Here is a 23,317-nt window from a genome sequence, read left to right on the forward strand (position 1 = left end):
AAACTCTCCAACAAAACTTGGAAAATCATCCCGACAACATGATGTTGCCAAAGGAATCACACCATCAAAACACCCACACACAGTGAATGCCGACGGGGTAAAAAATAACTTGGCACTGGCATTACTTAAAGCACCCTGTTGAGTTCTCAAAGAACAAGCAGTCTCCGTGCGCCGCACCGGTATCTCGGTGCTTTACTCGGGGCTGTCCCGTTTCTAGCTTATCTTACCGCTTCTCCGTTGTCAACCGGTGCGTCCCGGCTTGACAAGTTTGTTGCGGTTCGACCAGGCTTACGTTAGCGCATCCCCGGTCGGGCCTTACTCGCGGGGTCGCCCGGTTCCGGTCGACTTGGCCGCGTCGGCACGGTCTCGAGTGGGCTTCTTGGGCCTACCCGCTCTCGCGCCGGTCGCAAACCTTACTCGGTCGGTTTCGCTGCGCCAAATCGGCCTCCTGTGCAAGGTGGCCGGGCGGCTCCGCCCGATCCGCGATACTGCCAAAGACCTGATGGTTTCCGGTAGCTACCACTGTGGGTAGGTCGTACCGGTCACCACCGCTTTGTCTGGATCCTCGCGGGGCACGGAGAAAATTACGCGCCCGGTCCACCCAACGTCAAATCGGGGTCGAGGGTGACGGGCTAGGAGCGGACCTCCACGCCGGCCACCGTGCGCTTGCCGCGACGCAGCACCAGGTAGCGGCCGTGCAGCAGGTCCGCGGCCGCCGGGACCGCCTCGGGGTCGGTCAGCCGCGTGTTGTTGAGGTAGGCGCCGCCGTCGGCGATGGCGCGCCGCGCCTCGTTCATGCTCCCGACCACGCCCGCCTGCCTGAGCAGCGCCGCGACCGGCGGCGGCGGTCCGTCCACGCCGGTCAGGCCGGCCTCCCCCAGGGCCGCCCGGAGGGTGTCCTCGTCCAGGTCCGCCAGCGCGCCCCGACCGAACAGCGCCTGACTCGCCGCCACCGCCTGGGCGCAGTCGCGGGCCGAGTGCACCAGCGTCGTCAGCTCCTGCGCGAGCGCCCGCTGCGCCGCGCGGGCGGCCGGCTGCTCCCGCACCCCGCGGGCCAGTTCGTCGATGTCGGCGGCGCTGCGGAAGCTGAAGTACCGCAGGTAGTCGACCACGTCCCGGTCGTCCGCCTGGATCCAGAACTGGTAGAAGGCGTACGGGCTGGTCATGGTCCGGTCGAGCCAGACCGCGCCGCCTTCGGACTTGCCGAACTTCGTCCCGTCGGACCTGGTCACCAGCGGCGTCGTGAACGCGTGCACCGGGCCGCCGCCGCGGCGGCGCACGTAGTCCACCCCGGCGGTGATGTTGCCCCACTGGTCGGATCCGCCGAACTGGAGGGTGCAGCCGCGCGCCCGGTGCAGGGCGAAGTAGTCGTGGGCCTGCAGGAGCTGGTAGCTGAACTCGGTGAAGCTGATGCCGCTCTCCAGCCGGGCCTTGACGACCTCGCGGGCCAGCATCCGGTTGACCGGGAAGTGCTTGCCGACGTCGCGGAGGAAGTCGACCGCCGTGAGGCGGGCCATCCAGTCGAGGTTGTTGACGACCGTGGCGCCCGCGGGGCCGTCGTAGCTGACGAACGGGCTGAGCTGCTGGCGGATCCGGTCCACCCAGTCGGCGACGGTGTCCCGTGACTGCAGGGACCGCTCGCCGGCCTCCTTGGGGTCGCCGATCTGGCCGGTTGCCCCGCCGACGAGCAGCAGCGGCCGGTGACCCGCCAGTTGGAGGCGGCGGGCCATCAGTACCTGCATGAGGTTGCCCACGTGCAGGCTCGGGGCGGTCGGGTCGAAGCCGACGTAGAAGGTCACCGGGCCGGCCGCGAGGTGGGCGCGCAGCGCGTCGGGGTCGGTCGAGTCCTGGAGCAGGCCGCGCCAGGTGAGGTCATCGAGGAGATCGGTCACGGGTCGATTCTCCACCAGGTCGGGGAGCCGGCGGGCGGCGCGGCGGCGGCACCGCGCCGGGATCGCGGAGCCCGCACGCGGCGCAGCGCGCGCGGGCTCACCGGGTGCGGGGGCGGCCGCCGCGGCGGTACGCGCTGACGGTCGGGGCGTCCGCGACCCAGAACCGCCACGGCACGTCCGCGCCGCTGCTCACCCCCACCCGCGGCCCGGTACGCACCTCCCCCGCAGGCGCGGGCGCGGGCGCCAGCCGGATCGGCGCGGCGGGGTCCAGCAGGTCGACGCCGTTGCCGGTGCCGTCCACCCCCAGGGCCGCGCACAGCCGGGCAGGACCGCGGGCGAGATCCCGGTCGGCGCGGGCCGCCGGGCGGCGGGCGCGGGCCAGCTCGACCCCGCCGACCACCTCGCCGGCGCGCAGCAGGACGGCGGCCGCCGTGCCGGTCGGGCCGGTGACTACGTTGAGGCACCAGTGCACTCCGTAGGTGAAGTACACGTAGGCGCGCCCGGCCCGCCCGAACATCACCGCGTTGCGGGCGGTGGGGCCGCGGTGGGCGTGCGAGGGCGGGTCGGTGCCCTCGCCGCCGTACGCCTCCACCTCGGTCAGCGCGACGGTGACGCCGTGCGCGGCGAGGCGCGCGCCGAGCAGGCCGCGGGCCGCCACCTCGGGCGGCCCGGCCAGCAGCGCGGCCAGGGCGGCGCTCAGCGGGGCACCACCGGCAGCGCCGCCCAGTCCCGCCAGTCGGTGAGCTTGTCGGCGACATCGCCCCACTGGTCGGCGACCGCCTTCGGGCCGGTCGAGCCCGGGGTGGTGCGGGCGGCGAGCGCCGAGCGCACCGACAGCACCTCGCGGACCTCGGGCTCCAGGTGGGGGCTGATGGCGCGCAGGTCGTCGTCGGAGACCTCGGACAGCCGGCAGTCACGGCTGGCGCAGAGCGCGACGAGCTGGCCGGTGGCGTCGTGGGCCTCGCGGAAGGGGACGCCGCGGCGGACGAGCCAGTCGGCGACCTCGGTGGCGAGGGTGTAGCCGACCGGGGCGGCGGCGGCGAGCCGGTCCACCCGGACCGTCATGGTGGAGATCATGCCGGCGAGGGCGGGCAGCACGACGTCGAGGGTGTCGACGGCATCGAAGGCCGGCTCCTTGTCCTCCTGCATGTCCCGGTCGTAGGCCAGCGGGAGCCCCTTGAGCATCGTCAGGACGGTGACCAGCGCGCCGATCAGCCGGCCGCTCTTGCCGCGGGCCAGTTCGGCGATGTCGGCGTTCTTCTTCTGCGGCATGATCGAGGACCCGGTGGCGAAGGAGTCGTCCAGCTCCACCCAGCCGAACTCCTGCGAGGTCCACAGCACCACCTCCTCGCCGAGGCGGGACAGGTGCACGCCGGTCATCGCGGCCGCGAACAGGAACTCGGCCACGAAGTCCCGGTCGCTGACGGCGTCGATCGAGTTGGGGGCGGCGGAGGCGAAGCCCAGCTCCCTGGCGACCCGGACCGGGTCCAGCGGCAGGGACGAGCCGGCCAGCGCGCCGGAGCCCAGCGGGCAGACGGCGGCGCGGGCGTCCCAGTCGCGCAGCCGGTCGAGGTCGCGCAGCAGCGGGTGGACGTGGGCGAGGAGCTGGTGGCCGAAGGTGACCGGCTGGGCGTGCTGGAGGTGGGTCATGCCGGGGGCCGGGGTGTCGAGGTGGCGTTCGGCCTGCTCGACGAGGGCGTCGGCCAGCTCGACGAGGCGGGCGGCGATGCCGCGGGCCCGGTCGCGCAGGTACAGCCGCAGGTCGGTGGCGACCTGGTCGTTGCGGGACCGGCCGGCGCGCAGTTTGCCGCCGAGCGCGCCGAGCCGCTCCAGCAGGCCGCGCTCCAGCGCCGTGTGCACGTCCTCGTCCTCGACGGTGGGCCGGAACAGCCCGGCCGCGCAGGCCGCCTCCAGGTCGTCGAGCGCGGCCAGGGTGCGGCCGAGCTCGTCGTTGGTGAACAGGCCGGCGCGGGCCAGGACGCGCGCGTGGGCGCGGGAGGCGGCCAGGTCGTAGGGCGCGAGCCGCCAGTCGAACTGGACGCTGACGGAGAGCCGGGCGAGCGCCTCGGCGGGGCCGCCGGCGAACCGGCCGCCCCACAGTCGCGCGCCGCCGGCGGACAAGGATTGAGGATCCACGGAGTCCATTCTGCTCATGCGGGGGCGGCGGCGCAGGCTTGGCCGCCGGCGTGCCGCGGGTCGGTACCGGCGAGCCGGGCGTCGCGGGCGGCGGCGAGGCTGGCCGGCAGCCCCCAGAGGCTGACGAAGCCGCGGGCCAGGCTCTGGTCGAAGGTGTCGCCGGAGTCGTAGGTGGCGAGCCCGAAGTCGTACAGGCTGGCGGCGGAGCGGCGGCCGGTGACCACGGCGGCGCCCGCGTGCAGCCGCAGCCGGACCTCCCCGCTGACGCAGGTCTGGGTGTCGGCGAGGAACGCGTCCAGGGCGCGGCGCAGCGGGGAGTGCCAGAGGCCGTCGTAGACCAGCTCGGCCCAGCGCTGCTCGACGCCGCGCTTGTACCGGGCCAGGTCCCGTTCGAGGGTGACGCTCTCCAGCTCCTGGTGGGCGGCGATGAGGGCGAGCGCGGCGGGCGCCTCGTACACCTCGCGGCTCTTGATGCCGACGAGCCGGTCCTCGACCATGTCGAGGCGGCCGACGCCCTGCGCGCCGGCCCGGGCGTTGAGCTGCCGGATCGCCTCGTACGGGGTGACCGCGGCGCCGTCGATCGCGACGGGGACGCCGGCCTCGAAGGCGAGGACGAGCTCGTCGGCGGGCCGCGGCGCGGCCGGGTCGGCGGTGTAGGCGTAGATGTCCTCGACGGGGGCGTTCCAGATGTCCTCCAGGACGCCGGTCTCGACGGCGCGGCCCCACAGGTTCTGGTCGATCGAGTAGGGCGAGCGGCGGGTGACGTCGACCGGGAGTGCGTTGGCCTCGGCGTAGGCGATGGCGGCGTCCCGGGTCCAGGCGAAGTCCCGCGCCGGGGCGATGATCTTCAGGTCGGGCGCGAGGGCCGCGAGGCTCACCTCGAACCGGACCTGGTCGTTGCCCTTGCCGGTGCAGCCGTGCGCGACCGCGGTACCGCCGTGGCGGCGCGCCGCGGCGACCAGGTGCTCGGCGATCAGCGGCCGGGACAGGGCGGAGACGAGCGGGTACCGGTCCATGTACCGGGCGTTGGCGCGCAGCGCCGGCAGGCAGTAGTCGGCGGCGAACTCGGCGCGGGCATCGACGACCTCGGCGGCGACCGCGCCGCAGTCCAGCGCGCGCTGGCGGATGGCGCCCAGGTCCTCGCCGTCCTGCCCGACGTCGATCGCCACGGCGACGACGTCGGCGCCGAGCTTGTCGGCGAGGTACGGGATGGCGACGGAGGTGTCCAGGCCGCCGGAGTAGGCGAGCACGACGCGCTCGCGGCTGTGGTCGGTGGGCACGGTGGTACTCCCTTCACCGGCCGGCGGGAGCCGGCGCGCGTGGACCGGCAGGCGGGTCCGCCGGCCGGGTGGTACAGGGGGTGGGGGAAGGGTCAGCCGTCGGCGGGTCGCCGCAGCAGCGCGACGACGCCCGCGCCGCCGACGTCGTCGCGGGCGACCACGAGGATGGTGTCGTCGCCGGCGATGGTGCCGAGGATCTCGGCGAGGCCGGCGCGGTCGATGGCGCTGGCCAGGAACTGGGCGGCGCCGGGCGGGGTGCGCAGGACCGCGATGGTGCCGCTGGCGTCGGCGCCGGTGAGCAGGTCGCGCAGCAGCCGGTGCAGGCGGGCGGGGGCGCTCTCGGCGGGGACGAGCGGGTCGCTGTTGTCCTCGGGGATGACGTAGGCGCCCGCGCCGCCGCCGCGCGCCTTGACGGCGCCCAGCTCCTCCAGGTCGCGGGACAGGGTCGCCTGGGTGACCTGGATGCCCTCGCCGTCGAGGAGCGCCGCCAGCTCCGCCTGGGACCGGACCGGCCGCTGCCGGACCAACGTCGTGATGCGCGCGTGCCGCGCCGCCTTGCCCAACTGCATAGTCACACGGTACCCCGCATAATCATGCGGCGCACCGGAAATGCGCGGGTGCCCCCGAACGGGCGACCGCGCCGGTCCCGACGGGCTGACCCGGGGACCGGCGCGGTCGTCGTCGACGCGCTCAGGCGCCGCGCAGGGTCGCCCCCGTCCGGGCCGCGGCCTCGGCGACGGCCGCGTCCCGCGCGGCGACCGCCTCCTCGGCGGTCAGCGTGCGGTCGGCGGCGCGGAACGTGAGCTTGTACGCCAGCGACTTGCGGCCGGCGCCGAGCTGGGCGTCGCCGCGGTACACGTCGAACAGCCGGATCGACTCCAGCAGCTTCCCCGCGCCAGCGGTCAGCGCCGCGTGCACCGCGCCCGCGGGGGTCTCCTCCGCCACGACGAGGGCGACGTCGATCAGCGCGGGCGGGAAGCCCGACAGCCGCGGCGCCAAGACGACCCCGGGCAGGGGCAGGCGGTCGAGGTTCAGCTCCGCCGCGCACGTGCGGGCCGGTACCTCCAGCGCCGCGCAGGCCGCCGGGTGCAGCTCCCCGGCGTGCCCGACCACCTCGCCGTCGACCAGCACCTCGGCGCACCGGCCGGGGTGCCACGGCGCGAACTCCGCCTGCCGCAGCGCGGTCCGCGCCGCCGGTACCCCCGCGGCGGCCAGCACCGTGCGGGCGGCGGCGGCGGCGTCCGCCCAGGACGCCGGCCGCCCGGCGCCCCACCAGCCGGCCGGCGCCACGTCCCCGGCGAGCACGACGGCGACGTGCTGCGGCTGCGCCGGCAGGAACCGGTCGGCGGCGGCCAGGTCCGCCGCCGCCGGCCGGTCGTCCACCCGCAGCGGCGGCGGCACCCCGGCGGCCGGCGGCGGGCCGAAGACCAGGCCCAGCTCGTACAGCGCCACATCGCGGTGCCCCCGGCCGACGTTGCGCCGCACCGCCGCCAGCAGGCCCGGCAGCAGCCGGGTCCGCAGCGCGGGCGCGACGTCCGACATCGGGTTGGCCAGCCGGAGCATCGCCCGCCGCGGGTCGTCGGCGGGCACGCCCAGGGCGTCCCACACCCCCGGGTCGAGGAACGGGAACGACAGGGTCTCACTCGCGCCGCCCTCGGCCAACGCGCGCGCCACGTCCCGGCGCCGCCGCTGCGCGTCGGTGAGGCCGCGGCCCGGCGGCGCGATCGGCAGCACGCTCGGGATGCGGTCGTACCCGTCCAGCCGCGCCACCTCCTCGACCAGGTCGGCCGGGTCCCGCAGGTCGGGGCGCCAGGCCGGCGGCAGGACCTCCCACCGGGCGTCCGGCCCGGATTCCGGCCCGGCGGCCGGGGCGACCGCGCAGCCGACCAGGGTCAGCAGCGCACGCACCCGGTCGGCGGGGTAGGGCACGCCCGTCGTCCGCGCCGGCAGGTCGACCGGCAGGAGCACCGGCTCCCGCGGCGGCACCGTGTCGATGTCCAGGACGTCGGCGCCGACCGCGCCGCCGCCGTGGGCGGCCAGCAGCTCGCCCGCCCGGCGCAGCGCCACGCCCGGCAGCGTCGGGTCCACCCCGCGCTCGTACCGGCGGCTCGCCTCGCTCGGCAGCTTGTGCCGCCGGGCGGTGCGGGCGACCGTCACCGGGTCCCAGTGGGCCGCCTCCAGCAGCAGGTCGGTCGTGGTGCCGGAGACCTCGGTACTCGCGCCGCCCATCACCGCCGCCAGCGAGACGACACCCGAGTCGTCGGCGATGACGACGTCCTCGGGGTGCAGCCCGCGCACGGCGCCGTCCAGGGTGGTCAGCTTCTCCCCCGGGTCGGCCCGCCGGATCACCAGCCCGCCGCGCAGCGCCGCCAGGTCGAACGCGTGCATCGGCTGGCCCAGCTCCAGCATCACGTAGTTGGTCACGTCGACGGGCAGACAGATGGGGCGCATCCCGGCCTGGGTCAGCCGCCGGGCCAGCCACGCCGGGCTCGGCGCCGCCGGGTCCAGCCCGCGGACGGCGACCGCCGCGAACCGGTCGCAGGCGCTCGGGTCCGCCACCCGCGCCGGGTACGCCGGGGTGGGCGTACCCGTCAGCGCGGCGGCTGCCGCCGGGTCGCGGAACGGCAGCCCGAGCGACGCGGCCAGCTCCCGGGCGATGCCGCGCACCGAGAAGCAGTACCCCCGGTCCGGCGTGACGTTGACCTCGACGACCACCTCGTCCAGCCCGACCAGGCCGCGCGCGTCGGCGCCCGGCTCCCCCGCCCCCGGCGGCAGCACCATGATGCCGTCGTGGTCGTCGCTGATCCCCAGCTCCCGGCCGGAGCAGATCATGCCGCGCGACATCCGCCCGTACGTGCGGCGCTCGCCGATACCGAACCCGCCGGGCAGCTCGCCGCCGGGCAGGATCACCACGACGAGGTCGCCCTCGCCGAAGTTGCGCGCCCCGCAGACGATCTCCTGCGGCGCGCCCGTGCCGTTGGCCCGGCCGACGTCGACCAGGCAGTACCGGATCGGCTTCTTGAACCCGGTCAGCTCCTCGACGGCGCTGACCCGGCCGACCACGAGCGACCCGGTGACCGCCGACCCCAGGTCGACGATCTCCTCGACCTCCAGGCCGACGCGCACCAGGGCGCGCTCCAGCTCGGCGGGGTCGGTCGGCGCGTCGACGTACTCGCGCAGCCACGAAACCGGCAGCCGCATCTCAGACTCCCATCCCGAAGGCGCCGCTGAACCGCACGTCGCCCTCCACCAGGTCCCGCAGGTCGGTCACCCCGTGCCGGAACATCAGCGCCCGGTCGATGCCCATGCCGAAGGCGAAGCCGGAGTACTCGTCGGGGTCCACGCCGCAGGCGCGCAGCACCCGCGGGTTGACCATCCCGCAGCCGCCCCACTCCACCCAGCGGGGGCCGTCGCGGTGCTCGGGGAACCACAGGTCCAGCTCCGCCGACGGCTCCGTGAACGGGAAGTACGACGGGCGCAGCCGCGTCTTCGCCGCCGGTCCGAACATGCTGGTGACGAAGTGGTCCAGCGTGCCCTTGAGGTGGGCCATGGTGATGCCGCGGTCCACGACCAGGCCCTCGATCTGGTGGAACACCGGCAGGTGCGTGGCGTCCAGCTCGTCGGTCCGGTAGACCCGGCCGGTGCACACCACGTGCACGGGCAGCTTCCGGGAGAGCAGCGCCCGCACCTGGACCGGGGACGTGTGGGTGCGCAGGACGAGCCCCGACGCGCCGGTGCCGGCGTGGTCGCCGGCCGTGCGCCCGGCAGCCGCATCGGCCGCCGCGAGGTAGAAGGTGTCCATCATGGTGCGGGCCGGGTGGTCGGGCACGAAGTTGAGGGCGTCGAAGTTGTACCACTCCAACTCCGCCTCGGGACCCTCGGCGACCTCGTAGCCCATCGCCACGAACAGGTCGGCCGCCCGCTCCATCAGCGCGCTGACCGGGTGCCGGGCGCCGCGCGGGCGCCGGTCGGTCGGCAGGGTGACGTCGACGCGCTCCTCGGCGAGCATCCGCGCGGCGGCCTCGGCCTCCAGGACCGCCGCCCGCGCCGCGTACGCGGCGTCGACGGCCTGGCGGGCCACGTTCACCCGCTTGCCGGCGTCGGACTTCGCCGCCGGCGGCAGCGCCCCGATCTCCCGCCGGGCCAGCGACACCGGAGCGCGGTCACCCAGGTGGGCCGGCTTCAGCGCCGTCAACTCCCGCAGGTCGGCCGCCGCGGCGAAGGCGCGGACCGCCGCGGCGACCGCCTCCTCCAGCGCGGCCGGGTCGAGCAGCGCGACCTGCTTGGGATCGTACGGATCGTTTCTGTAGGACATGGTCCCCCTCACACCGGACAGCCACGGGGCAGTTTACGGGCGCGCGTCCCGGCCGCGGCCCGCCGGTGCGGGGAGGCGGCCGGTCAGCAGCCGCCGCAGTTGAAGTACGTGACGTCCCAGTGGTCGCGCTCGCGGTAGTAGACGTTGCCCGACGCCGACCGCCACTGCATCCCGCCGACGTAGGCGTAGGAGCGCTGGACGTAGCGGTTCAGGCAGGTCGAGGGGTCGTAGTCGAGCTTGTAGCCGTTCCAGTGGGTGTACCGGTACGGGTAGGGCAGTTCGTGGCCGACCTCGGTACCGCCGGTGACGGTCAGCGGACAGCCGGAGGCGCGGCGCAGCATCCGGGCGCCGAGGACGGTGACCCGGTTGACCTGGGCCAGCGACGTGCACGTCGGCCGGTTGCGGCGGGCGCAGCCGCCGGTGGAGACGACGCGGATGCCGGCGGCGCGCAGCAGCACGTACGCCTGGTAGTGGGTCAGCTTGGCCGGGGCGGCCAGCGGCGTGCCGGCCGCCGGCCGGAACACCGGTTCGGCCCGCGGCGCCGCCGCCGCGGTGCCGGCCGTCGCGGCCAGCAGTATCGCCACGCCCGCCAGGGCCGCCCACCAGGATCTGATGCGACACGTCATCGGTCGTCCTCCCCGCCCGCGAGGATCGCGGCCGGGCCAGGCCCCGACGCTTCTGAACAATCTTCGCGATTTGCCCGAAGCTAACAAGCACCCGCGCGGCGGTCCGAGGTATGACGAATTTACCGGGGAACAGGCGCGTGCCGGGCCGCCGCCGAGGCGTACAGGCACACCGCCGCCGCGGCCGCCAGGTTCAGGCTCTCCGCCGCCCCGTACAGCGGGACCCGCACCCGCTCGTCGGCGGCCGCCAGCAGGTCCGCGGGCAGGCCGTGGGCCTCACTGCCGAAGACCCACGCCGTGGGCCGGGCCAGGGCGCCGCCCAGCCGGTGCAGGTCGGTGTCGCCGCGGCCGGTCGCCGCGCGGATCACCAGGCCGGCCGCCCGCAGGTCGGCGACGGCCGCCGCCGGGTCGGCGGCCCGCGCGAGGGCGCCGTGGAACAGGCTGCCCGCGCTCGCCCGGACGCACTTGCCGTTGTAGGGGTCGACGGCCGCGCCCGCGAACACGACCGCGTCGGCCCCGGCCGCGTCGGCGGTGCGCAGGATGGTGCCCGCGTTGCCGGGGTCGCGGACGTCCACCAGGACCGCCACGAGCGCCGGCCGGGCGGCGAGCACGTCGGCCAGCGGCGCGTCCACCCGGGCGCAGACCGCGACGACGCCCTGCGGCCGGACCGTCTCCGCCAGTCCGGCCAGCGCCTCGTCGGTGACCGGGGACACCGGCACCGCCGCCGCCGCGGCCGCGGCGGCCAGGTCGGCGTGCCGCCGCAGCCCGTCCGCGGTACCGAACAGTTCGAGGACCGTGCCGGGGCGGCGCAGCGCCTCGCGGACCGCCTGCGGGCCCTCCGCCAGGAACTGGCCGGACCGGTCCCGGTCCCGGCGGCGGTGCAGCTTGCCGGCGGCGACGACCCGCGGCGTGCGCGGGGTGAACAGCGACGTCATCGACGCCCTCCAGGCGACGGCGCCGGACCGGCGCGGCGGACGGCGGGTGGACCCACGCCGGGGCGGCGCGGCGCGCCCACGCCCGGGAGCGCGGGCCACCTACGCCGGAGGCGGCGCGGGGACCTACGCCGGGGCGGGGCATCCGCGCCGGAAACGGCCTGCGCCCCGCCCGCGGGAGCGGGCGGGGCGCAGGGCGGGGTGCGAAGCGGTCAGGCGGCCTTGGGAACGCCGCCGATGCCCTCGGCCTCCACGGCCTTGCGGGCCAGCTCGACCAGCGTGCCGAACGCCGCCGCGTCGACGACCGCGAGGTCCGCGAGGATCTTGCGGTCGACCTCGATGCCGGCCAGGCGCAGGCCCTGGATGAACCGGTTGTAGGTCATTCCGTTGGCCCGGGCGCCCGCGTTGATCCGGGTGATCCAGAGCTGCCGGAAGTCGCCCTTGCGGTCGCGGCGGTCCCGGTAGGCGTACTGCATCGAGTGCAGCACCTGCTCCTTGGCCTTGCGGTACAGCCGGGAGCGCTGACCCCGGTAGCCGCTGGCGGTCTCCAGGATCTCGCGGCGCTTCTTCTGCGCGTTCACTGCGCGCTTGACGCGTGCCATGTCAGTAACCCCTTACGTCAGTGAGATGGCGCGCGTCAGCGGCCGAGCATTTTGTTGATGCGCTTGGTGTCGGCCTTGGCGACCTCGACCGTGCCGGTCAGCCGGCGGGTCCGGGTGGAGGACTTGCCCTCCAGCAGGTGGCGCTTGCCGGCCTGCTCGGTGCGCAGCTTGCCGCGCCCGGTGACCCGCACCCGCTTGCCCATACCCGTGTGGCTCTTCATCTTCGGCATGTGAACGCTCTCCCCTGTTACTCGCCCGCGGCGGCGGTCGGCTCGGGCTCGGCCGGCACGTCCGCCGGTGCGCCCTCGCCGTGGGCGCCCTTGGCGCCCGCGGCCACTGCGGTGGCCTTGACGGCGCGGTGCGGCGCCAAAACCATGATCATGTTACGGCCGTCCTGCTTCGGTGCCGCCTCGACGTAGCCCAGCTCGGCGATCTCCTCCTCAAGCCGGCGCAGCAGCCGGTACCCGAGTTCGGGGCGGCTCTGCTCACGACCGCGGAACATGATCGTGACCTTGACCTTGTCGCCGCCCTTGAGGAACCGCATGACGTGACCCTTCTTGGTCGCGTAGTCATGCGGGTCGATCTTCGGTCGGAGCTTCATCTCCTTGATGACCGTCTGCTGCTGGTTACGCCGGGCCTCGCGGGCCTTCAGTGCGCTCTCGTACTTGAACTTGCCGAAGTCCATGAGCTTGCACACCGGCGGCCGCGCCATGGGCGCAACCTCGACCAGGTCGAGGTCGACGTCGGCGGCCAACTGTAGGGCCCGCTCCACGGGAACGATCCCTACCTGCTCACCTTCCGGGCCGACCAGCCGGACCTCGCGGGCCCGGATCTGATCGTTGACGCGTGGTTCGACGCTGATGAGGCCTCCTCGGGTGGTATCCGTCCGCCGTCGATCTCCGGGACCACCCACCGGAGGTGGGCCGGAGAAGCAGAAAGCCCCGGCACATGCCGGGGCCCACTCGACCGGTCAGACGCACGCGAGGTGCGAGCCCAGCCACGACACCGCCGCGACGGGGACCGGAACCTGGCCGCCGGACGGGCGACGCAGGTGGGAGCGGGCGCTCCGCTTCGAGACCGCGCGCAGGCGCAGTCTGGTCGACCTCGGCAGCTTAGCAGAGTGGTCGCGCCCGGCACGTCGCGCCCCACCCGGCGCAGGAACCGCCTTGAGCGGACCTTTCGACGGTGGCGGCCGAACGCGAAGCCGGGGCGGGAGAAGGCCGCGGGTCAGCGGGCGGTCGTGGCGGTCTCGTGCAGGGTCCGCAGGCGGCGCAGCCCGTCGACCGCGTACTGCTTGTCCACCGCCTGGATCGCCATCATCGGCACCAGGTCGTCGTCGTGCAGCTCCAGGCTGGCCCACGGCGCCCCGGCCCGGAACCGGACCGCGCGGACCACCGACCACGACAGGGTGTACCCGCCCACGAGATTGCGCACCCGGATGCCCGCGCCGTCGGCGACGACACGCGGCCGGGTCAGGCCGAGAATCGCCGCGGCACCGAGTGCCCCCAGCAGCACCATCGCCACCTGGTCGGCCACGCCGAACGTGGCCGGGCCCTCGTTGACCGGGGTACGCAGGACCGTGGCCACCCCCGCGAACACCGCGAAGACGGCGGCGGCGAGCAGCCGGCACACCAGGCGGGCGCGCTGGGGTCGCAGCCGCACCTGCTCCGGCGGCGCCGTCACAGCCGGCACGCGTGGATGTCGGTGACGAGGATGGCCCGGGCGCCCAGGTCGTACAGCTCGTCCATCACCCGGTGCATGGCCGCGCGCTGCACCATCGACTGGACCGCCACCCAGCCCTCGCGGTGCAACTGGGAGACCGTCGGCGACTCGATGCCGGGGGTGAGCGCGCTGGCCCGGTCGAGCAGTTCGACGGGCACGTCGTAGACGACCATGACGTAGCGGCGGGCCACCAGCACCCCCTGCAACCGGTGCAGGAGCTGGGCCGCGGCCGGCTCCGCCGCGGGGTCGCCGCGGCCGATCAGCACCGCCGTCGACCGCAGGATCGGCTCGCCGACGGTCACCAGGCCGGCCTGCCGCAGCGTCGTGCCGGTCTGCACGACGTCGGCGATCACGTCGGCGACGCCGAGGCGCACGGCGTTCTCCACCGCGCCGTCAAGGCGGACCACCTCGGCGGTCAGCCCGCGCTCGGCCAGGTAGGCGCCCACGACACCGGCGTACGAGGTGGCGATGCGCCGGCCGGCGACGTCGCGCTCGTCGACCAACACGCCCGGCCGGGCGGCGAACCGGAAGGTCGCCGGGGCGAAGCCCAGGTCCAGCACCTCGGTGGCCGGGCTGCCCGAGTCGACCAGCAGGTCGCGGCCGGTGACGCCGAGGTCCAGGTCGCCGGAGCCGACGTAGGTGGCGATGTCGCGGGGGCGCAGGTAGAAGAAGTCGACGCTGTTGGCCTGGTCGTGGCAGACCAGGTCCTTGGGGTCGGCGCGCTGGCGGTAGCCGGCCTCGGTGAGCATCTGGGCGGCGGCGGCGGCCAGGCTGCCCTTGTTCGGTACGGCGATGCGGAGTTTCGCGGGTTCCATGACGGGCGTGATCCTGTCGCTAGGCGGGCGGGCGGGGTCACGTCACAGATGTCGGTAGACGTCCTTCAGCTCCAGGCCGCTGGCGATCATGAGGACCTGCGCCTGGTACAGCAGTTGGGCGATCTCCTCGGCGGTGCGCTGCGGCCCCTCGTGCTCGGCGGCCATCCACGACTCGGCGGCCTCCTCGACCACCTTCTTGCCGATGAAGTGGACGCCGCGCTCCAGGGCGGCGACCGTACCCGAGCCGGGTGTCCGCGCCGCGGCCTTGGCCGTCAGTTCGGCGAACAGCTCCTCGAACGTCTTCACGGCGATGATTGTGCCAGCGCCCGGCCCGCCGCGTACACCTGCCCCTGTCGGGGCAGGTTCGGGCGCCCGGCCGGCGGCCGCGGCGGGTCAGCCGGCCAGCGCGCGCAGGGTGACGGCGGCGTCCAGGGCGGCCACGGTGGCGGCGAAGCCCTTGTCCTCGACGGACTCGGGCCCGCCGGCCCGGTCCCGGGCCTGGCCCAGCGACTCGACGGTCAGGATGCCGTTGCCGACCGGCCGGCCGGCGTCCAGGGCGATCCGGGTGACCCCGGCGGTCACGGCGTCGCACACGTGGTCGAAGTGCGTCGTCTCGCCGCGGATGACCACGCCGAGCACGACGACGGCGTCGTAGGTGCGCAGCAGGGCCTGGGCGACGACGGGCAGCTCCAGCGACCCGGCGACGCGGTGGACGGCGACATCCTGCACGTGGCACTCCTTGGCCGCCACGAGCGCCCGGGAGATCATCGCCTCGACCAGGTGGTTGTGCCAGCGCGAGCCGACCACGGCCAGGCGCAGGCCGCTGGCGTTGACGGCTGTCAGGTGCGGATCTCCGAAACCGGCCATCAGGCGAGCCCTTCCACTACCTCGTCCAGTTCTTCGAGAAGATGTCCCATACGATCCCGTTTGGTGCGCAGATAGCGCACATTCTCTGGATGGGGCCTAATCGGCAGTGGCTCGCGTCCGACCACGGTCAGACCATACCCCTCCAGACCCGCGCGCTTGGCCGGGTTGTTGGTCAGCAGCCGCATGGAGCGGACGCCGAGGTCGTAGAGGATCTGCGCGCCGGTGCCGTAGTCGCGGGCGTCGGCGGGCAGGCCCAGTTCGAGGTTGGCCTCGACGGTGTCCCGGCCGAGGTCCTGGAGCTGGTACGCCTGGAGCTTGTGCAGCAGGCCGATCCCGCGCCCCTCGTGCCCGCGGACGTACAGCACGACCCCGCGGCCGGCCCGGGCGACGGCGGCCAGGGCGGCGTCGAGCTGGGGGCCGCAGTCGCAGCGCAGCGAGGCGAAGACGTCGCCGGTGAGGCACTCGGAGTGGACCCGGACCAGGACGTCGGCGCCGTCGCCCAGGTCGCCGTGGACGAGGGCGATGTGCTCGGCGCTGTCGTAGGTGGCGCGGTAGCCGACGGCGCGGAACTCGCCGTGCGCGGTCGGGATCCGGGCGTCGGCCACCCGCTGCACGTGCTTCTCGGTGCGCCGCCGGTACGCGACGAGGTCGGCGATGGAGATCAGCGCGAGGTCGTGCGCGGCGGCGAACCGGCGCAGGTCGGGCAGCCGCTGCATGGTGCCGTCGTCGTTGACCAGTTCGCACAGCGCGCCGGCCGGGTGCAGGCCGGCGAGGACCGCCAGGTCGACAGCCGCCTCGGTGTGGCCGGGCCGGCGCAGGACCCCGCCGGGCTTGGCCCGCAGGGGCAGGACGTGGCCGGGGCGGGTGAACTCCGTCGGGGCGGTGTCCGGGTCGCCGAGCAGGCGGATGGTGCGGGCCCGGTCGGCGGCGGAGATGCCGGTGCTGACGCCCTCGCGCGCGTCGACGGTGACGGTGTAGGCGGTACCGGTCCAGTCCTGGTTCTGCTGGACCATCTGCGGCAGGTGCAGCCGGTCGCAGTCCGCCTCGGTCAGCGGCGCGCAGATGTAGCCCGAGGTGTAGCGGATCATGAACGCCAGCAGCTCCGGCGTCGCCTTCTCCGCCGCGAAGATCAGGTCGCCCTCGTTCTCGCGGTCGGCGTCGTCGACCACGACGACCGCCCGGCCGGCGGCGATGTCGGCCACCGCCCGGTCGATCGTGGCGAATTGTCCGGTATCACTCATGCCCGCTCCCCCACCAGCTTCTCGACGTACTTGGCGATGATGTCCACCTCGATGTTGACCGCGTCCCCAGCCTGGCGGGCGCCCAGCGTGGTCAGCGCGAGCGTGGTCGGGATGAGGCTCACGGTGCAGACGTCGCCGGCCACCGCCGCGACCGTCAGCGACACCCCGTCGACCGTCAGCGAGCCCTTCTCGACCAGGTACCGGCCCAGGCCCAGCGGCACGGCAACGTCGATCTCGGTCCAGTGCGCCGCCGGGCGGCGCGCGGCGACCGTGCCGACGGCGTCCACGTGGCCCTGCACCAGGTGGCCGCCCAGGCGGGTGCCGAGCGTGGCGGCGCGCTCCAGGTTGACCGGGGCGCCGGGCGCCAGGGCGCCCAGCGTCGACCGGCGCAGCGTCTCGGCCATCACGTCGGCGGTGAAGACGTCGCCCTCGACGGCGACGACCGTGAGGCAGACCCCGTTGACGGCGACGGAGTCGCCGTGCCGGGCGTCGGCGGTGACGACCGCGCCGCGCAGCGACAGCACGGTGGAGTCGGACTGCGGACGCACGGCGACGACCTCGCCGCGCTCCTCCACGATTCCGGTGAACACGCCAGTCCTCTCGCTCGGCACGCCGGCAGGGCGGTCGAGGGGACGGCGGCGCCGACCCGGTGCGGCGCCGCCCGCGGGCGCCCGACGGCGCTCCCGGGACGCCGGCAGGGCCGTGCGTCCGACCGTCGCGCCGACTCCCATCCGGACTGTCTGGCGTCGCGTCGCCGCGTCGCCAACCGTCGGCCCCGGACTCGCACCAGGTCCACCGGCCGGGGCCGGGTCACGGGCTTACCGGGAAAGATCGCCCGGATCACCGTCGGTTCGGAGTTACACCGAGTCCCGCCAGCGCGTGGTGGGTACCGGTGCAGTCTTGCACGTCGCGGGCGTCGGCGACCAACCGGCGACGCAGGTCACCGGCCGGGCGCCCGGGCTCAGTCGGCGCTCCGGCGCCGGTCGATGGCGATGTACGAGCCGGGCTGGCCCTTGGCCACGCTCTTCATCTCCGAGGCCACGGCGATGACCTGGCGGGCGTCCTGGTACCGCCCCGGGGCGGAGACCGCCACGCCGATGGAGAGCGTGGCCAGCGCCGCCCGGTGCCGCTGCCCCCGCCGGTCAGTCAGCTCCACGAACCCGCGGCGGGAGTCCCGCTCGTCGTAGAGGGCGTCCGCGGCGGCCTCGAAGTCGATGACGGCCTGGCGGAGCAGGGGCAGCACCTGGCCGGGGGTACAGATGATGACGAAGTCGTCGCCGCCGATGTGGCCGAGGAACGGCATCGGCGGCGCCGCCGCGGTCGCCGCCTCGTACACGGTGCGGGCGAGCGCCGAGATGAACTCGTCGCCGCGGACGAACCCGTAGCTGTCGTTGACGCTCTTGAACCGGTCGATGTCGATGTACCCGACGGCGAAGTCGTCCCCGGCCCGGAAGCGGTCGGCGACCTCCCGCTGGATCCGGTTGTTGCCGGGCAGCCCGGTGAGCGGCGAGACCTCGCGGAACTCCTGGTTGCGCCGCAGCGTGGAGCGCACGCGGGCGATGAGTTCGGAGGTGTCGAAGGGCTTGACCAGGTAGTCGTCGGCGCCGGCGGTGAGCCCGACGACCTTGTCGACCGTCATGCCCTTGGCGGTCAGCATGATGATCGGCAGCGCGGTGGTCAGCGGGTTGGCCCGCAGCCGGCGGGTCAGCTCCAGGCCGTCGAGGCGGGGCATCATGACGTCGACCAGCGCGAGGTCGGGGCGGTGCGCCTCGATCAGTTCGAGCGCCTCCTCGCCGTCGCGGGCCAGCAGCGCGGCGAAGCCGTGCAGGCGGAGGTTCACCTCGACGAACCGGGCGATGTCCACGTCGTCGTCCACGACGAGGATCAGCTCCGGCCGCGGGGCCGCCCCGGCGCTCACGCCCGGTGTCCCCTCACCCCGGCGTCATCGCCGGGCCAGGGCGCGCAGCCGGTCGACCGCCGCGGCCGGGTCGGCGGCGCCGTAGACCGCGGTGCCGGCGACGAACGCGTCCGCGCCGGCCTCCGCGGCCTGGGCGATGGTGTCCGCGGCGATGCCGCCGTCGACCTCGATGCGGATGCTCAGGGCCTGGGCGTCGGCCCGGGCCCGCGCGGCGCGCACCTTGGCCAGCAGCTCCGGCATGAACGCCTGGCCGCCGAAGCCGGCCTTGATGGTCATGACCAGCAGGGTGTCCAGGTGCGGCAGGAGATCCAGGTACGGCTCGATCGGCGTGTCCCGGTCGATCGCCAGGCCGGCGCGGCTGCCGGCGGCGCGCAGGTCCTTGGCCAGGGCCACCGGGTCCGCGCAGGCCTCGGCGTGGAAGGTGACGTTGTACACGCCCAGCTCGGCGTAGGCCGGCGCCCAGCGGGCCGGGTCCTCGATCATCAGGTGCACGTCGAACGGGATCGGGGTCGCCCGGGCGAGGCTGGCCACCACGGGCAGGCCGATGGTCAGGTTGGGCACGAAGTGGTTGTCCATGACGTCCACGTGCAGCCAGTCCGCGCTGCCCTCGACGGCGCGGGCGGCGTCGGCGAGGTGGGCGAAGTCCGCCGCCAGGATGCTCGGCGCGATCGCCGTCGGCGGCGGGGCGGGTGCGGCGGTACCGCGGTCGTCAGTCACGCCGCCAGTGTACGAAGCCGGCCGGTCAGCCGGCGCCGGGGAGGTCGAGGGCGTACGCCCCGTCCTGGCGGGTGAAGCCGAGGCCGGCGTAGTAGGGCGCGACCATGCCGGGCGGGGTCACCACGCGGCGGAAGCCCCGGTCGGTGAGCGCGCCGCTGCGCCGGAACACGAAGTAGCCGGGGGTGAAGTCGCGGTACCGCGGGGTCACGTAGTCGAGTTCGACCTGCGCGACCCGGTCGGGCAGCGCCCGGACGAGCACGATGCCGACGACCTCGTCGGCGCGCAGCACGAGGAAGGCGGTCCGGTCGGCGGCGTCGTACGGCCAGCGGAACCCGGGGTTGAACCGCGCGACGTCCGCCCCGTGCACGGTGAGCAGGTGCCGCAGGAACGGGTCGGCCACCGGCAGCTCCACCACGGCGTAGGCGCTCGTGTCGCGCCGGGTCCGCAGCAGGCGCCCGAGGTGGGCGACGTTGATCACGGTGAGGACGACGTTCAGCCCGACCATCGGCCAGACGCCCACGGCGGCGTTGTAGGCCACCAGGAGCACGCTGCCCAGCAGGTTCCAGCCCCGCAGCCGCAGGATCCGGGTCTGGAGCAGGGACCAGACGAGGACCGCGGAGCCGGTCCAACCGAGCATTTCCAGCCAGTTCACCCCGCGAGCGTAGGCCGTGCCGGGTTCCGCTGGCGGCACCGTCGTCCGGTCGGCGGGCGGGAGCGCCGGACGGCCCGCCAGGTCCGCCAAAAAAGATGAATCTGTCTCTGTTTCAGAGCCGTACGCGCCGCCCTACCGTGGTTACGAACGTTGACCGCCGACACAGTGGGGAGCACGCGTGGGGGTAGGCAGGACCTGGCCGGTCGTCGTGGCGGCCGCTCTCCTGGCGGCGGCGGCACCCGCGCCGGCCGAGGCCGCCGCTCTCCGGGCCGGCGACCGGGTGCGCGTCACCGGCGCGCCCGGGACGCTGCGGGCCGGCGACGACGCGCGACTGACCAGCACCGTCCGGCAGCCCGGCGGGCTCAGCCTGGGGCGGCTGTTCTGCCAGCGGGTCCGGTGGGCGGTCCAGGCGACCGCCACCGGCGGGCTCGCCATCGACGACCTGCGCCTGACCCGGGACGAGAACGGCCGGGCGGTACCCGTGGACGAGACCCGCGACGGCAGGACGCTGAGCGTGGTCGACCGCCGCGACGACGAGGGGCGGCTGTGCCGCGGCGACCGCGTCACCACCCGGTACCGCCTGGCCGCGGACCGGGGCGCCGGCAGCGGCCGGGTGGCCCTCACCGTCACCGCGCTGGACGGCGGCGGGCGGCGCCTCGGCGACGCCAGCGTGACCGTGCGGGTCGCGGGCGCCGCGGCGCCGACACCCGCCCCGGACCCCGGCGACTCCGCACCACCCGACGCGGACGACACCGGCGGGGACGACTCCGGAACGGGCGACACCGGCGCGGACGACGGCGGCGCGGACGACACCGGCGCCGCGGATCCCGGCGCGGACGGCTCCGGCGCGGACGACGGCGCCACGATCACCCTGCCCTCCGGCCAGACCGTACCGGCCAGCAGCAACACCGACCTGCCCGTCAGCGGGTTCGCGTTCGGCACGTTGATGCTGCTGGGCGGCGGCGGGTTCCTGCTCAACATGTACTACCGCCGGCAGTACGGACCCGAGGGCGTCCGCGGGCGGCACGGGCGGCTGCCCCCACTGGTCGGTGCGGCGGCCCGGCTGCCCGCGCTGGCCCTCGCCGCCGGGCGGGACCGGCGCGCGCTGGCCGCGGAGCTGCGGTCGCGCTGGGTCGACCTGCGCGCCGAGGCGGCGTGGCGGTGGGCCGGCCTGCGCGCACGGCTGCGCCGCGCCTCCGTGCGCCGCGGGCGCCGGTAGTCCGACGGCCGCCGCCGCCCGCGCCGGCGCGCGCGGCGCCCGGCGTCAGTCGTTGCGGCGTTCGCGCGGCGCCCGGCGTCAGTCGTTGCGGCGCAGGACCGCCAGGTACATGGCGTCGGTCCCGTGCCGGTGCGGCCACAGCTGCACGCCCGGGCCGGTGCCCAGCCCGGGCATCCCCGGCGGCAGCAGCGGCCGGGCGTCCACCAGCTCGACCGGCACCTTCGCCCGCCGGGCGCTCTCGCTGACCGTCACCTGGGTCTCGACCACGTGCGGCGAGCAGGTCACGTAGGCCACCACGCCGCCCGGGCGGACCGCCCGCAGCCCGGCGTCCAGGAGCTGCCGCTGCAACTTCGTCAACGCGGGCAGGTCCGAGGGCTGCCGCCGCCAGCGCGACTCCGGCCGGCGGCGCAGCGCGCCCAGGCCCGAGCACGGCGCGTCGACCAGCACCCGGTCGAACCAGCCCTCGCGCAGGTCGCTGCCCGCCCCCACGTCCCGGCCGTCGGCCTGGCGCACCTCGACCGGCAGGCCGCGGACCGCGTACTCCACCAGCTCCGCCCGGTGCGGTGTCGGCTCGACGGCCGTGACGTGCGCGCCCCGCAGCGCCGCCAGCGCCCCCAGCAGGCTCGCCTTGCCGCCGGGGCCCGCGCACAGGTCCAGCCAGCGGGCGTCGGTACCGTCGACCGGGGCGTCGGCGAGCGCCGCCGCGACGAGCTGCGAGCCCTCGTCCTGCACGTGCGCCCGGCGGTCGTGGACCGCCCGCAGCGCGCCGGGGTCGCCGCCGGTCAGGTAGACCGCGTACGGCGAGAACGCGCCGGGCGACCCGCCCACCTCGTCGGCCAGCTCCGCGGCGTCGGCCAGGCCCGGCCGGGCGCACAGGTGGACCGGCGGCCGCTCGTTGTCCTCGGCCAGCAGCCGCTCGGTCTCGTCCAGGTCGCCGCCGAGCGCGTCGGCGAACGCGCGGACCACCCACTCCGGGTGGCTGCGGGCCACCGCGAGGTGGCCGACCCGGTCGGCCTCGGCGGCGGGCGCGACGAGCGCCAGCCACGTGTCGAGGTCCTTCTCGGACACCTGGCGCATCACGGCGTTGGCGAAGCCGGTGGCGCCGGGCGCGACGTCGCGGACCAGGTCCACGGTCGCGGAGACGGCGGCGTGCGCGGGCACCCGGGTGTAGAGGACCTGGTAGGCGCCGATCCGCAGGGCGTCGCGGGCCTGCGGGTCGAACTGCGCCAGGGTCCGCTGGGAGGCCGAGGCCAGCACGGCGTCGACGGCGCCGCGCGCGCGCAGCGTGCCGTAGGTCAGCTCGGTGGCGAAGGCGGCGTCGCGGCCGTGCAGGTCGAAGTCGCGCTGGATCCGGGGCAGGACCAGGTTGGCGTACGCGTCGTCGCGGTGTACCGCGGCCACCGCCTCGTACGCCACGCGGCGGGCCAGGTCGACGGGCGGCCGGCGGTAGGTGTTCATGACAGGTGCTCTCCCAGCTTGATCCGGCTGCCCCGGGCCCACTCCACGGCGGGCATGGCCCGCTTTCCGGCGGCCCGGACCTCGCCGAGCGCCACCGGCGCGGTGCCGGTGCCGACCAGCACCCGGGACTTCTCGGCGACCAGGTCGCCCGGCCGCAGCCGCGGACCGTCCGGCACGACGGCCACCGGTCCGAGCTTGACCCGATCCTCCCGGAAGCTCGCCCAGGCCCCGGGGGCGGGGGTGCAGGCGCGGATCCGCCGGTCGACGGCGAAGGCCGGTTCCGCCCAGCGCACCCGGGCGTCCTCGACGGTCACCTTCGGGGCGTGGCTGACCCCGTCGGCCGGCTGCGGTACCGCCCGGGCGGTGCCGTCGGCTAGCGCGTCCAGCACGGCCACCAGCAGCCCGGCGCCGCTGCCGGCGAGGCGTTCCAGCAGGTCGCCGGCGGTGTCGGCCGGCCCGATCGCGTCGGTCAGGGTGCCGTAGACCGGGCCGGTGTCCAGGCCGGCCTCCAGCGCGAAGACACTCGCGCCGGTGACCTCGTCGCCGTGCAGCACGGCGTACTGCACGGGGGCGGCGCCGCGCCAGGCCGGCAGGAGGGAGAAGTGCAGGTTCAGCCAGCCGAGCCGCGGGATCGCCAGCGCGGCCGGCGGTACCAGCGCCCCGTACGCCACCACCGGTACGCAGTCCGGCGCCAGCGTGGCCAGCCGGGCCTGGAACTGCGGCTCGGCCGGGCGGCGGGGGGTGAGGACCTCGATGCCGCGCGCGTCGGCCCAGGCGGCCGCGGGTGACCGGACCAGGCGCCGGCCCCGGCCGGCGGGCGCGTCGGGCCGGGTGACGACGGCGACGATCTCGTGCGCCGACGCGGCGATCGCGTCCAGGGCCGGCAGGGCGACGGCGGGGGTACCGGCGAAGGCCAGCCGCAGCCCGG

Annotated in this window: 24 protein-coding genes and 1 riboswitch; of the genes, 1 reads left to right on the top strand and 23 read right to left on the bottom strand. The window is 75.2% G+C overall.

Annotated features, from left to right (window positions below; translation table 11 throughout):
- Window positions 1-632: 632 nt before the first annotated feature.
- The 21 genes from tyrS to IEY75_RS08480 all read right to left on the bottom strand — a co-directional run bounded on the left by tyrS (window position 633) and on the right by IEY75_RS08480 (window position 19,712).
- The gene (gene tyrS / locus IEY75_RS08380) at window positions 633-1,892 is read right to left on the bottom strand and encodes a tyrosine--tRNA ligase (RefSeq protein WP_229789461.1); all 1,260 of its coding nucleotides are present in this window, start codon (window positions 1,890-1,892) and stop codon (window positions 633-635) included.
- A 97-nt stretch (window positions 1,893-1,989) separates the two neighbouring features.
- Complete coding sequence (locus IEY75_RS08385) at window positions 1,990-2,619, bottom strand: DNA-3-methyladenine glycosylase (protein ID WP_189113913.1); 630 nt, start codon at window positions 2,617-2,619, stop codon at window positions 1,990-1,992.
- Window positions 2,589-4,037 (bottom strand): argininosuccinate lyase, encoded by a 1,449-nt coding sequence (gene argH, locus IEY75_RS08390; RefSeq protein WP_373290242.1) that lies wholly within the window; start codon window positions 4,035-4,037, stop codon window positions 2,589-2,591. The genes IEY75_RS08385 and argH overlap by 31 nt, the downstream gene beginning before the upstream one ends.
- A gap of 5 nt (window positions 4,038-4,042) precedes the next feature.
- Window positions 4,043-5,308: an argininosuccinate synthase gene (locus tag IEY75_RS08395; protein WP_189113680.1), complete on the bottom strand. Its 1,266-nt coding sequence runs from the start codon at window positions 5,306-5,308 to the stop codon at window positions 4,043-4,045.
- A gap of 92 nt (window positions 5,309-5,400) precedes the next feature.
- Window positions 5,401-5,877 carry an arginine repressor gene (locus IEY75_RS08400; RefSeq protein ID WP_373290234.1) on the bottom strand — a complete coding sequence of 159 codons (477 nt, stop codon included), beginning with the start codon at window positions 5,875-5,877 and terminating at the stop codon, window positions 5,401-5,403.
- A 121-nt stretch (window positions 5,878-5,998) separates the two neighbouring features.
- Window positions 5,999-8,509: a phenylalanine--tRNA ligase subunit beta gene (gene pheT / locus IEY75_RS08405; RefSeq protein WP_189113682.1), complete on the bottom strand. Its 2,511-nt coding sequence runs from the start codon at window positions 8,507-8,509 to the stop codon at window positions 5,999-6,001.
- A gap of 1 nt (window position 8,510) precedes the next feature.
- On the bottom strand, window positions 8,511-9,623 hold the full coding sequence (gene pheS, locus IEY75_RS08410) for a phenylalanine--tRNA ligase subunit alpha (RefSeq protein ID WP_189113683.1): 1,113 nt from the start codon (window positions 9,621-9,623) through the stop codon (window positions 8,511-8,513).
- 83 nt (window positions 9,624-9,706) lie between these two features.
- The gene (locus tag IEY75_RS08415; RefSeq protein ID WP_189113684.1) at window positions 9,707-10,249 is read right to left on the bottom strand and encodes a hypothetical protein; all 543 of its coding nucleotides are present in this window, start codon (window positions 10,247-10,249) and stop codon (window positions 9,707-9,709) included.
- A 119-nt stretch (window positions 10,250-10,368) separates the two neighbouring features.
- Window positions 10,369-11,181, bottom strand: a complete 813-nt coding sequence (locus tag IEY75_RS08420) for a TrmH family RNA methyltransferase (protein ID WP_189113685.1) — start codon at window positions 11,179-11,181, stop codon at window positions 10,369-10,371.
- Window positions 11,182-11,390: 209 nt separating this feature from the next.
- Complete coding sequence (gene rplT, locus IEY75_RS08425) at window positions 11,391-11,780, bottom strand: 50S ribosomal protein L20 (protein WP_189113686.1); 390 nt, start codon at window positions 11,778-11,780, stop codon at window positions 11,391-11,393.
- A gap of 35 nt (window positions 11,781-11,815) precedes the next feature.
- Window positions 11,816-12,010, bottom strand: coding sequence for a 50S ribosomal protein L35 (gene rpmI, locus IEY75_RS08430; protein WP_189113687.1), 195 nt, complete (start codon window positions 12,008-12,010; stop codon window positions 11,816-11,818).
- 17 nt (window positions 12,011-12,027) lie between these two features.
- Window positions 12,028-12,642, bottom strand: coding sequence for a translation initiation factor IF-3 (infC, locus tag IEY75_RS08435; RefSeq protein WP_189113914.1), 615 nt, complete (start codon window positions 12,640-12,642; stop codon window positions 12,028-12,030).
- A gap of 365 nt (window positions 12,643-13,007) precedes the next feature.
- Window positions 13,008-13,463, bottom strand: a complete 456-nt coding sequence (locus IEY75_RS08440) for a PH domain-containing protein (RefSeq protein WP_189113915.1) — start codon at window positions 13,461-13,463, stop codon at window positions 13,008-13,010.
- The gene (hisG, locus tag IEY75_RS08445; RefSeq protein WP_189113688.1) at window positions 13,460-14,317 is read right to left on the bottom strand and encodes an ATP phosphoribosyltransferase; all 858 of its coding nucleotides are present in this window, start codon (window positions 14,315-14,317) and stop codon (window positions 13,460-13,462) included. Before hisG ends, IEY75_RS08440 begins: the two co-directional genes overlap by 4 nt.
- A gap of 42 nt (window positions 14,318-14,359) precedes the next feature.
- Window positions 14,360-14,623: a phosphoribosyl-ATP diphosphatase gene (locus IEY75_RS08450; RefSeq protein ID WP_189113689.1), complete on the bottom strand. Its 264-nt coding sequence runs from the start codon at window positions 14,621-14,623 to the stop codon at window positions 14,360-14,362.
- A gap of 87 nt (window positions 14,624-14,710) precedes the next feature.
- Window positions 14,711-15,184 (bottom strand): 6,7-dimethyl-8-ribityllumazine synthase, encoded by a 474-nt coding sequence (gene ribH, locus IEY75_RS08455; protein ID WP_189113690.1) that lies wholly within the window; start codon window positions 15,182-15,184, stop codon window positions 14,711-14,713.
- The gene (locus tag IEY75_RS08460; RefSeq protein ID WP_189113691.1) at window positions 15,184-16,425 is read right to left on the bottom strand and encodes a bifunctional 3,4-dihydroxy-2-butanone-4-phosphate synthase/GTP cyclohydrolase II; all 1,242 of its coding nucleotides are present in this window, start codon (window positions 16,423-16,425) and stop codon (window positions 15,184-15,186) included. The genes ribH and IEY75_RS08460 overlap by 1 nt, the downstream gene beginning before the upstream one ends.
- The gene (locus IEY75_RS08465) at window positions 16,422-17,015 is read right to left on the bottom strand and encodes a riboflavin synthase (protein ID WP_189113692.1); all 594 of its coding nucleotides are present in this window, start codon (window positions 17,013-17,015) and stop codon (window positions 16,422-16,424) included. The genes IEY75_RS08460 and IEY75_RS08465 overlap by 4 nt, the downstream gene beginning before the upstream one ends.
- A 125-nt stretch (window positions 17,016-17,140) precedes the next feature.
- Window positions 17,141-17,306, bottom strand: a riboswitch (FMN riboswitch).
- An 80-nt stretch (window positions 17,307-17,386) separates the two neighbouring features.
- Window positions 17,387-18,343 carry a GGDEF domain-containing response regulator gene (locus tag IEY75_RS08470; protein WP_189113693.1) on the bottom strand — a complete coding sequence of 319 codons (957 nt, stop codon included), beginning with the start codon at window positions 18,341-18,343 and terminating at the stop codon, window positions 17,387-17,389.
- Window positions 18,344-18,367: 24 nt separating this feature from the next.
- On the bottom strand, window positions 18,368-19,060 hold the full coding sequence (gene rpe, locus IEY75_RS08475) for a ribulose-phosphate 3-epimerase (RefSeq protein ID WP_373290235.1): 693 nt from the start codon (window positions 19,058-19,060) through the stop codon (window positions 18,368-18,370).
- A gap of 25 nt (window positions 19,061-19,085) precedes the next feature.
- Window positions 19,086-19,712, bottom strand: coding sequence for a YgjV family protein (locus IEY75_RS08480; RefSeq protein ID WP_189113694.1), 627 nt, complete (start codon window positions 19,710-19,712; stop codon window positions 19,086-19,088).
- 178 nt (window positions 19,713-19,890) lie between these two features.
- On the opposite strand from IEY75_RS08480, the gene IEY75_RS08485 reads away from it, so the two are divergent.
- A complete protein-coding gene (locus tag IEY75_RS08485) occupies window positions 19,891-20,931 on the top strand; it encodes a hypothetical protein (RefSeq protein ID WP_189113695.1) in 1,041 nt (346 codons plus the stop codon).
- Between the two features lie 78 nt (window positions 20,932-21,009).
- On the opposite strand, the gene IEY75_RS08490 is transcribed toward IEY75_RS08485, so the two are convergent.
- Complete coding sequence (locus tag IEY75_RS08490; RefSeq protein ID WP_189113696.1) at window positions 21,010-22,389, bottom strand: RsmB/NOP family class I SAM-dependent RNA methyltransferase; 1,380 nt, start codon at window positions 22,387-22,389, stop codon at window positions 21,010-21,012.
- Window positions 22,386-23,312 (bottom strand): methionyl-tRNA formyltransferase, encoded by a 927-nt coding sequence (gene fmt, locus IEY75_RS08495; protein WP_189113917.1) that lies wholly within the window; start codon window positions 23,310-23,312, stop codon window positions 22,386-22,388. The genes IEY75_RS08490 and fmt overlap by 4 nt, the downstream gene beginning before the upstream one ends.
- Between the last annotated feature and the right edge of the window lie 5 nt (window positions 23,313-23,317).

The sequence above is a fragment of the Pilimelia terevasa genome, assembly GCF_014647915.1.
Taxonomy (GTDB): domain Bacteria; phylum Actinomycetota; class Actinomycetes; order Mycobacteriales; family Micromonosporaceae; genus Pilimelia; species Pilimelia terevasa.

Coding starts and splice junctions, on each gene's coding strand:
- argH (WP_373290242.1), bottom strand. CDS start 4,037: ATGGACTCCGTGGATCCTCAATCCTTGTCCGCCGGCGGCGCGCGACTG.
- IEY75_RS08400 (WP_373290234.1), bottom strand. CDS start 5,877: ATGCAGTTGGGCAAGGCGGCGCGGCACGCGCGCATCACGACGTTGGTC.
- pheT (WP_189113682.1), bottom strand. CDS start 8,509: ATGCGGCTGCCGGTTTCGTGGCTGCGCGAGTACGTCGACGCGCCGACC.
- pheS (WP_189113683.1), bottom strand. CDS start 9,623: ATGTCCTACAGAAACGATCCGTACGATCCCAAGCAGGTCGCGCTGCTC.
- IEY75_RS08415 (WP_189113684.1), bottom strand. CDS start 10,249: ATGACGTGTCGCATCAGATCCTGGTGGGCGGCCCTGGCGGGCGTGGCG.
- IEY75_RS08420 (WP_189113685.1), bottom strand. CDS start 11,181: ATGACGTCGCTGTTCACCCCGCGCACGCCGCGGGTCGTCGCCGCCGGC.
- rplT (WP_189113686.1), bottom strand. CDS start 11,780: ATGGCACGCGTCAAGCGCGCAGTGAACGCGCAGAAGAAGCGCCGCGAG.
- rpmI (WP_189113687.1), bottom strand. CDS start 12,010: ATGCCGAAGATGAAGAGCCACACGGGTATGGGCAAGCGGGTGCGGGTC.
- hisG (WP_189113688.1), bottom strand. CDS start 14,317: ATGGAACCCGCGAAACTCCGCATCGCCGTACCGAACAAGGGCAGCCTG.
- ribH (WP_189113690.1), bottom strand. CDS start 15,184: ATGGCCGGTTTCGGAGATCCGCACCTGACAGCCGTCAACGCCAGCGGC.
- IEY75_RS08460 (WP_189113691.1), bottom strand. CDS start 16,425: ATGAGTGATACCGGACAATTCGCCACGATCGACCGGGCGGTGGCCGAC.
- IEY75_RS08490 (WP_189113696.1), bottom strand. CDS start 22,389: ATGAACACCTACCGCCGGCCGCCCGTCGACCTGGCCCGCCGCGTGGCG.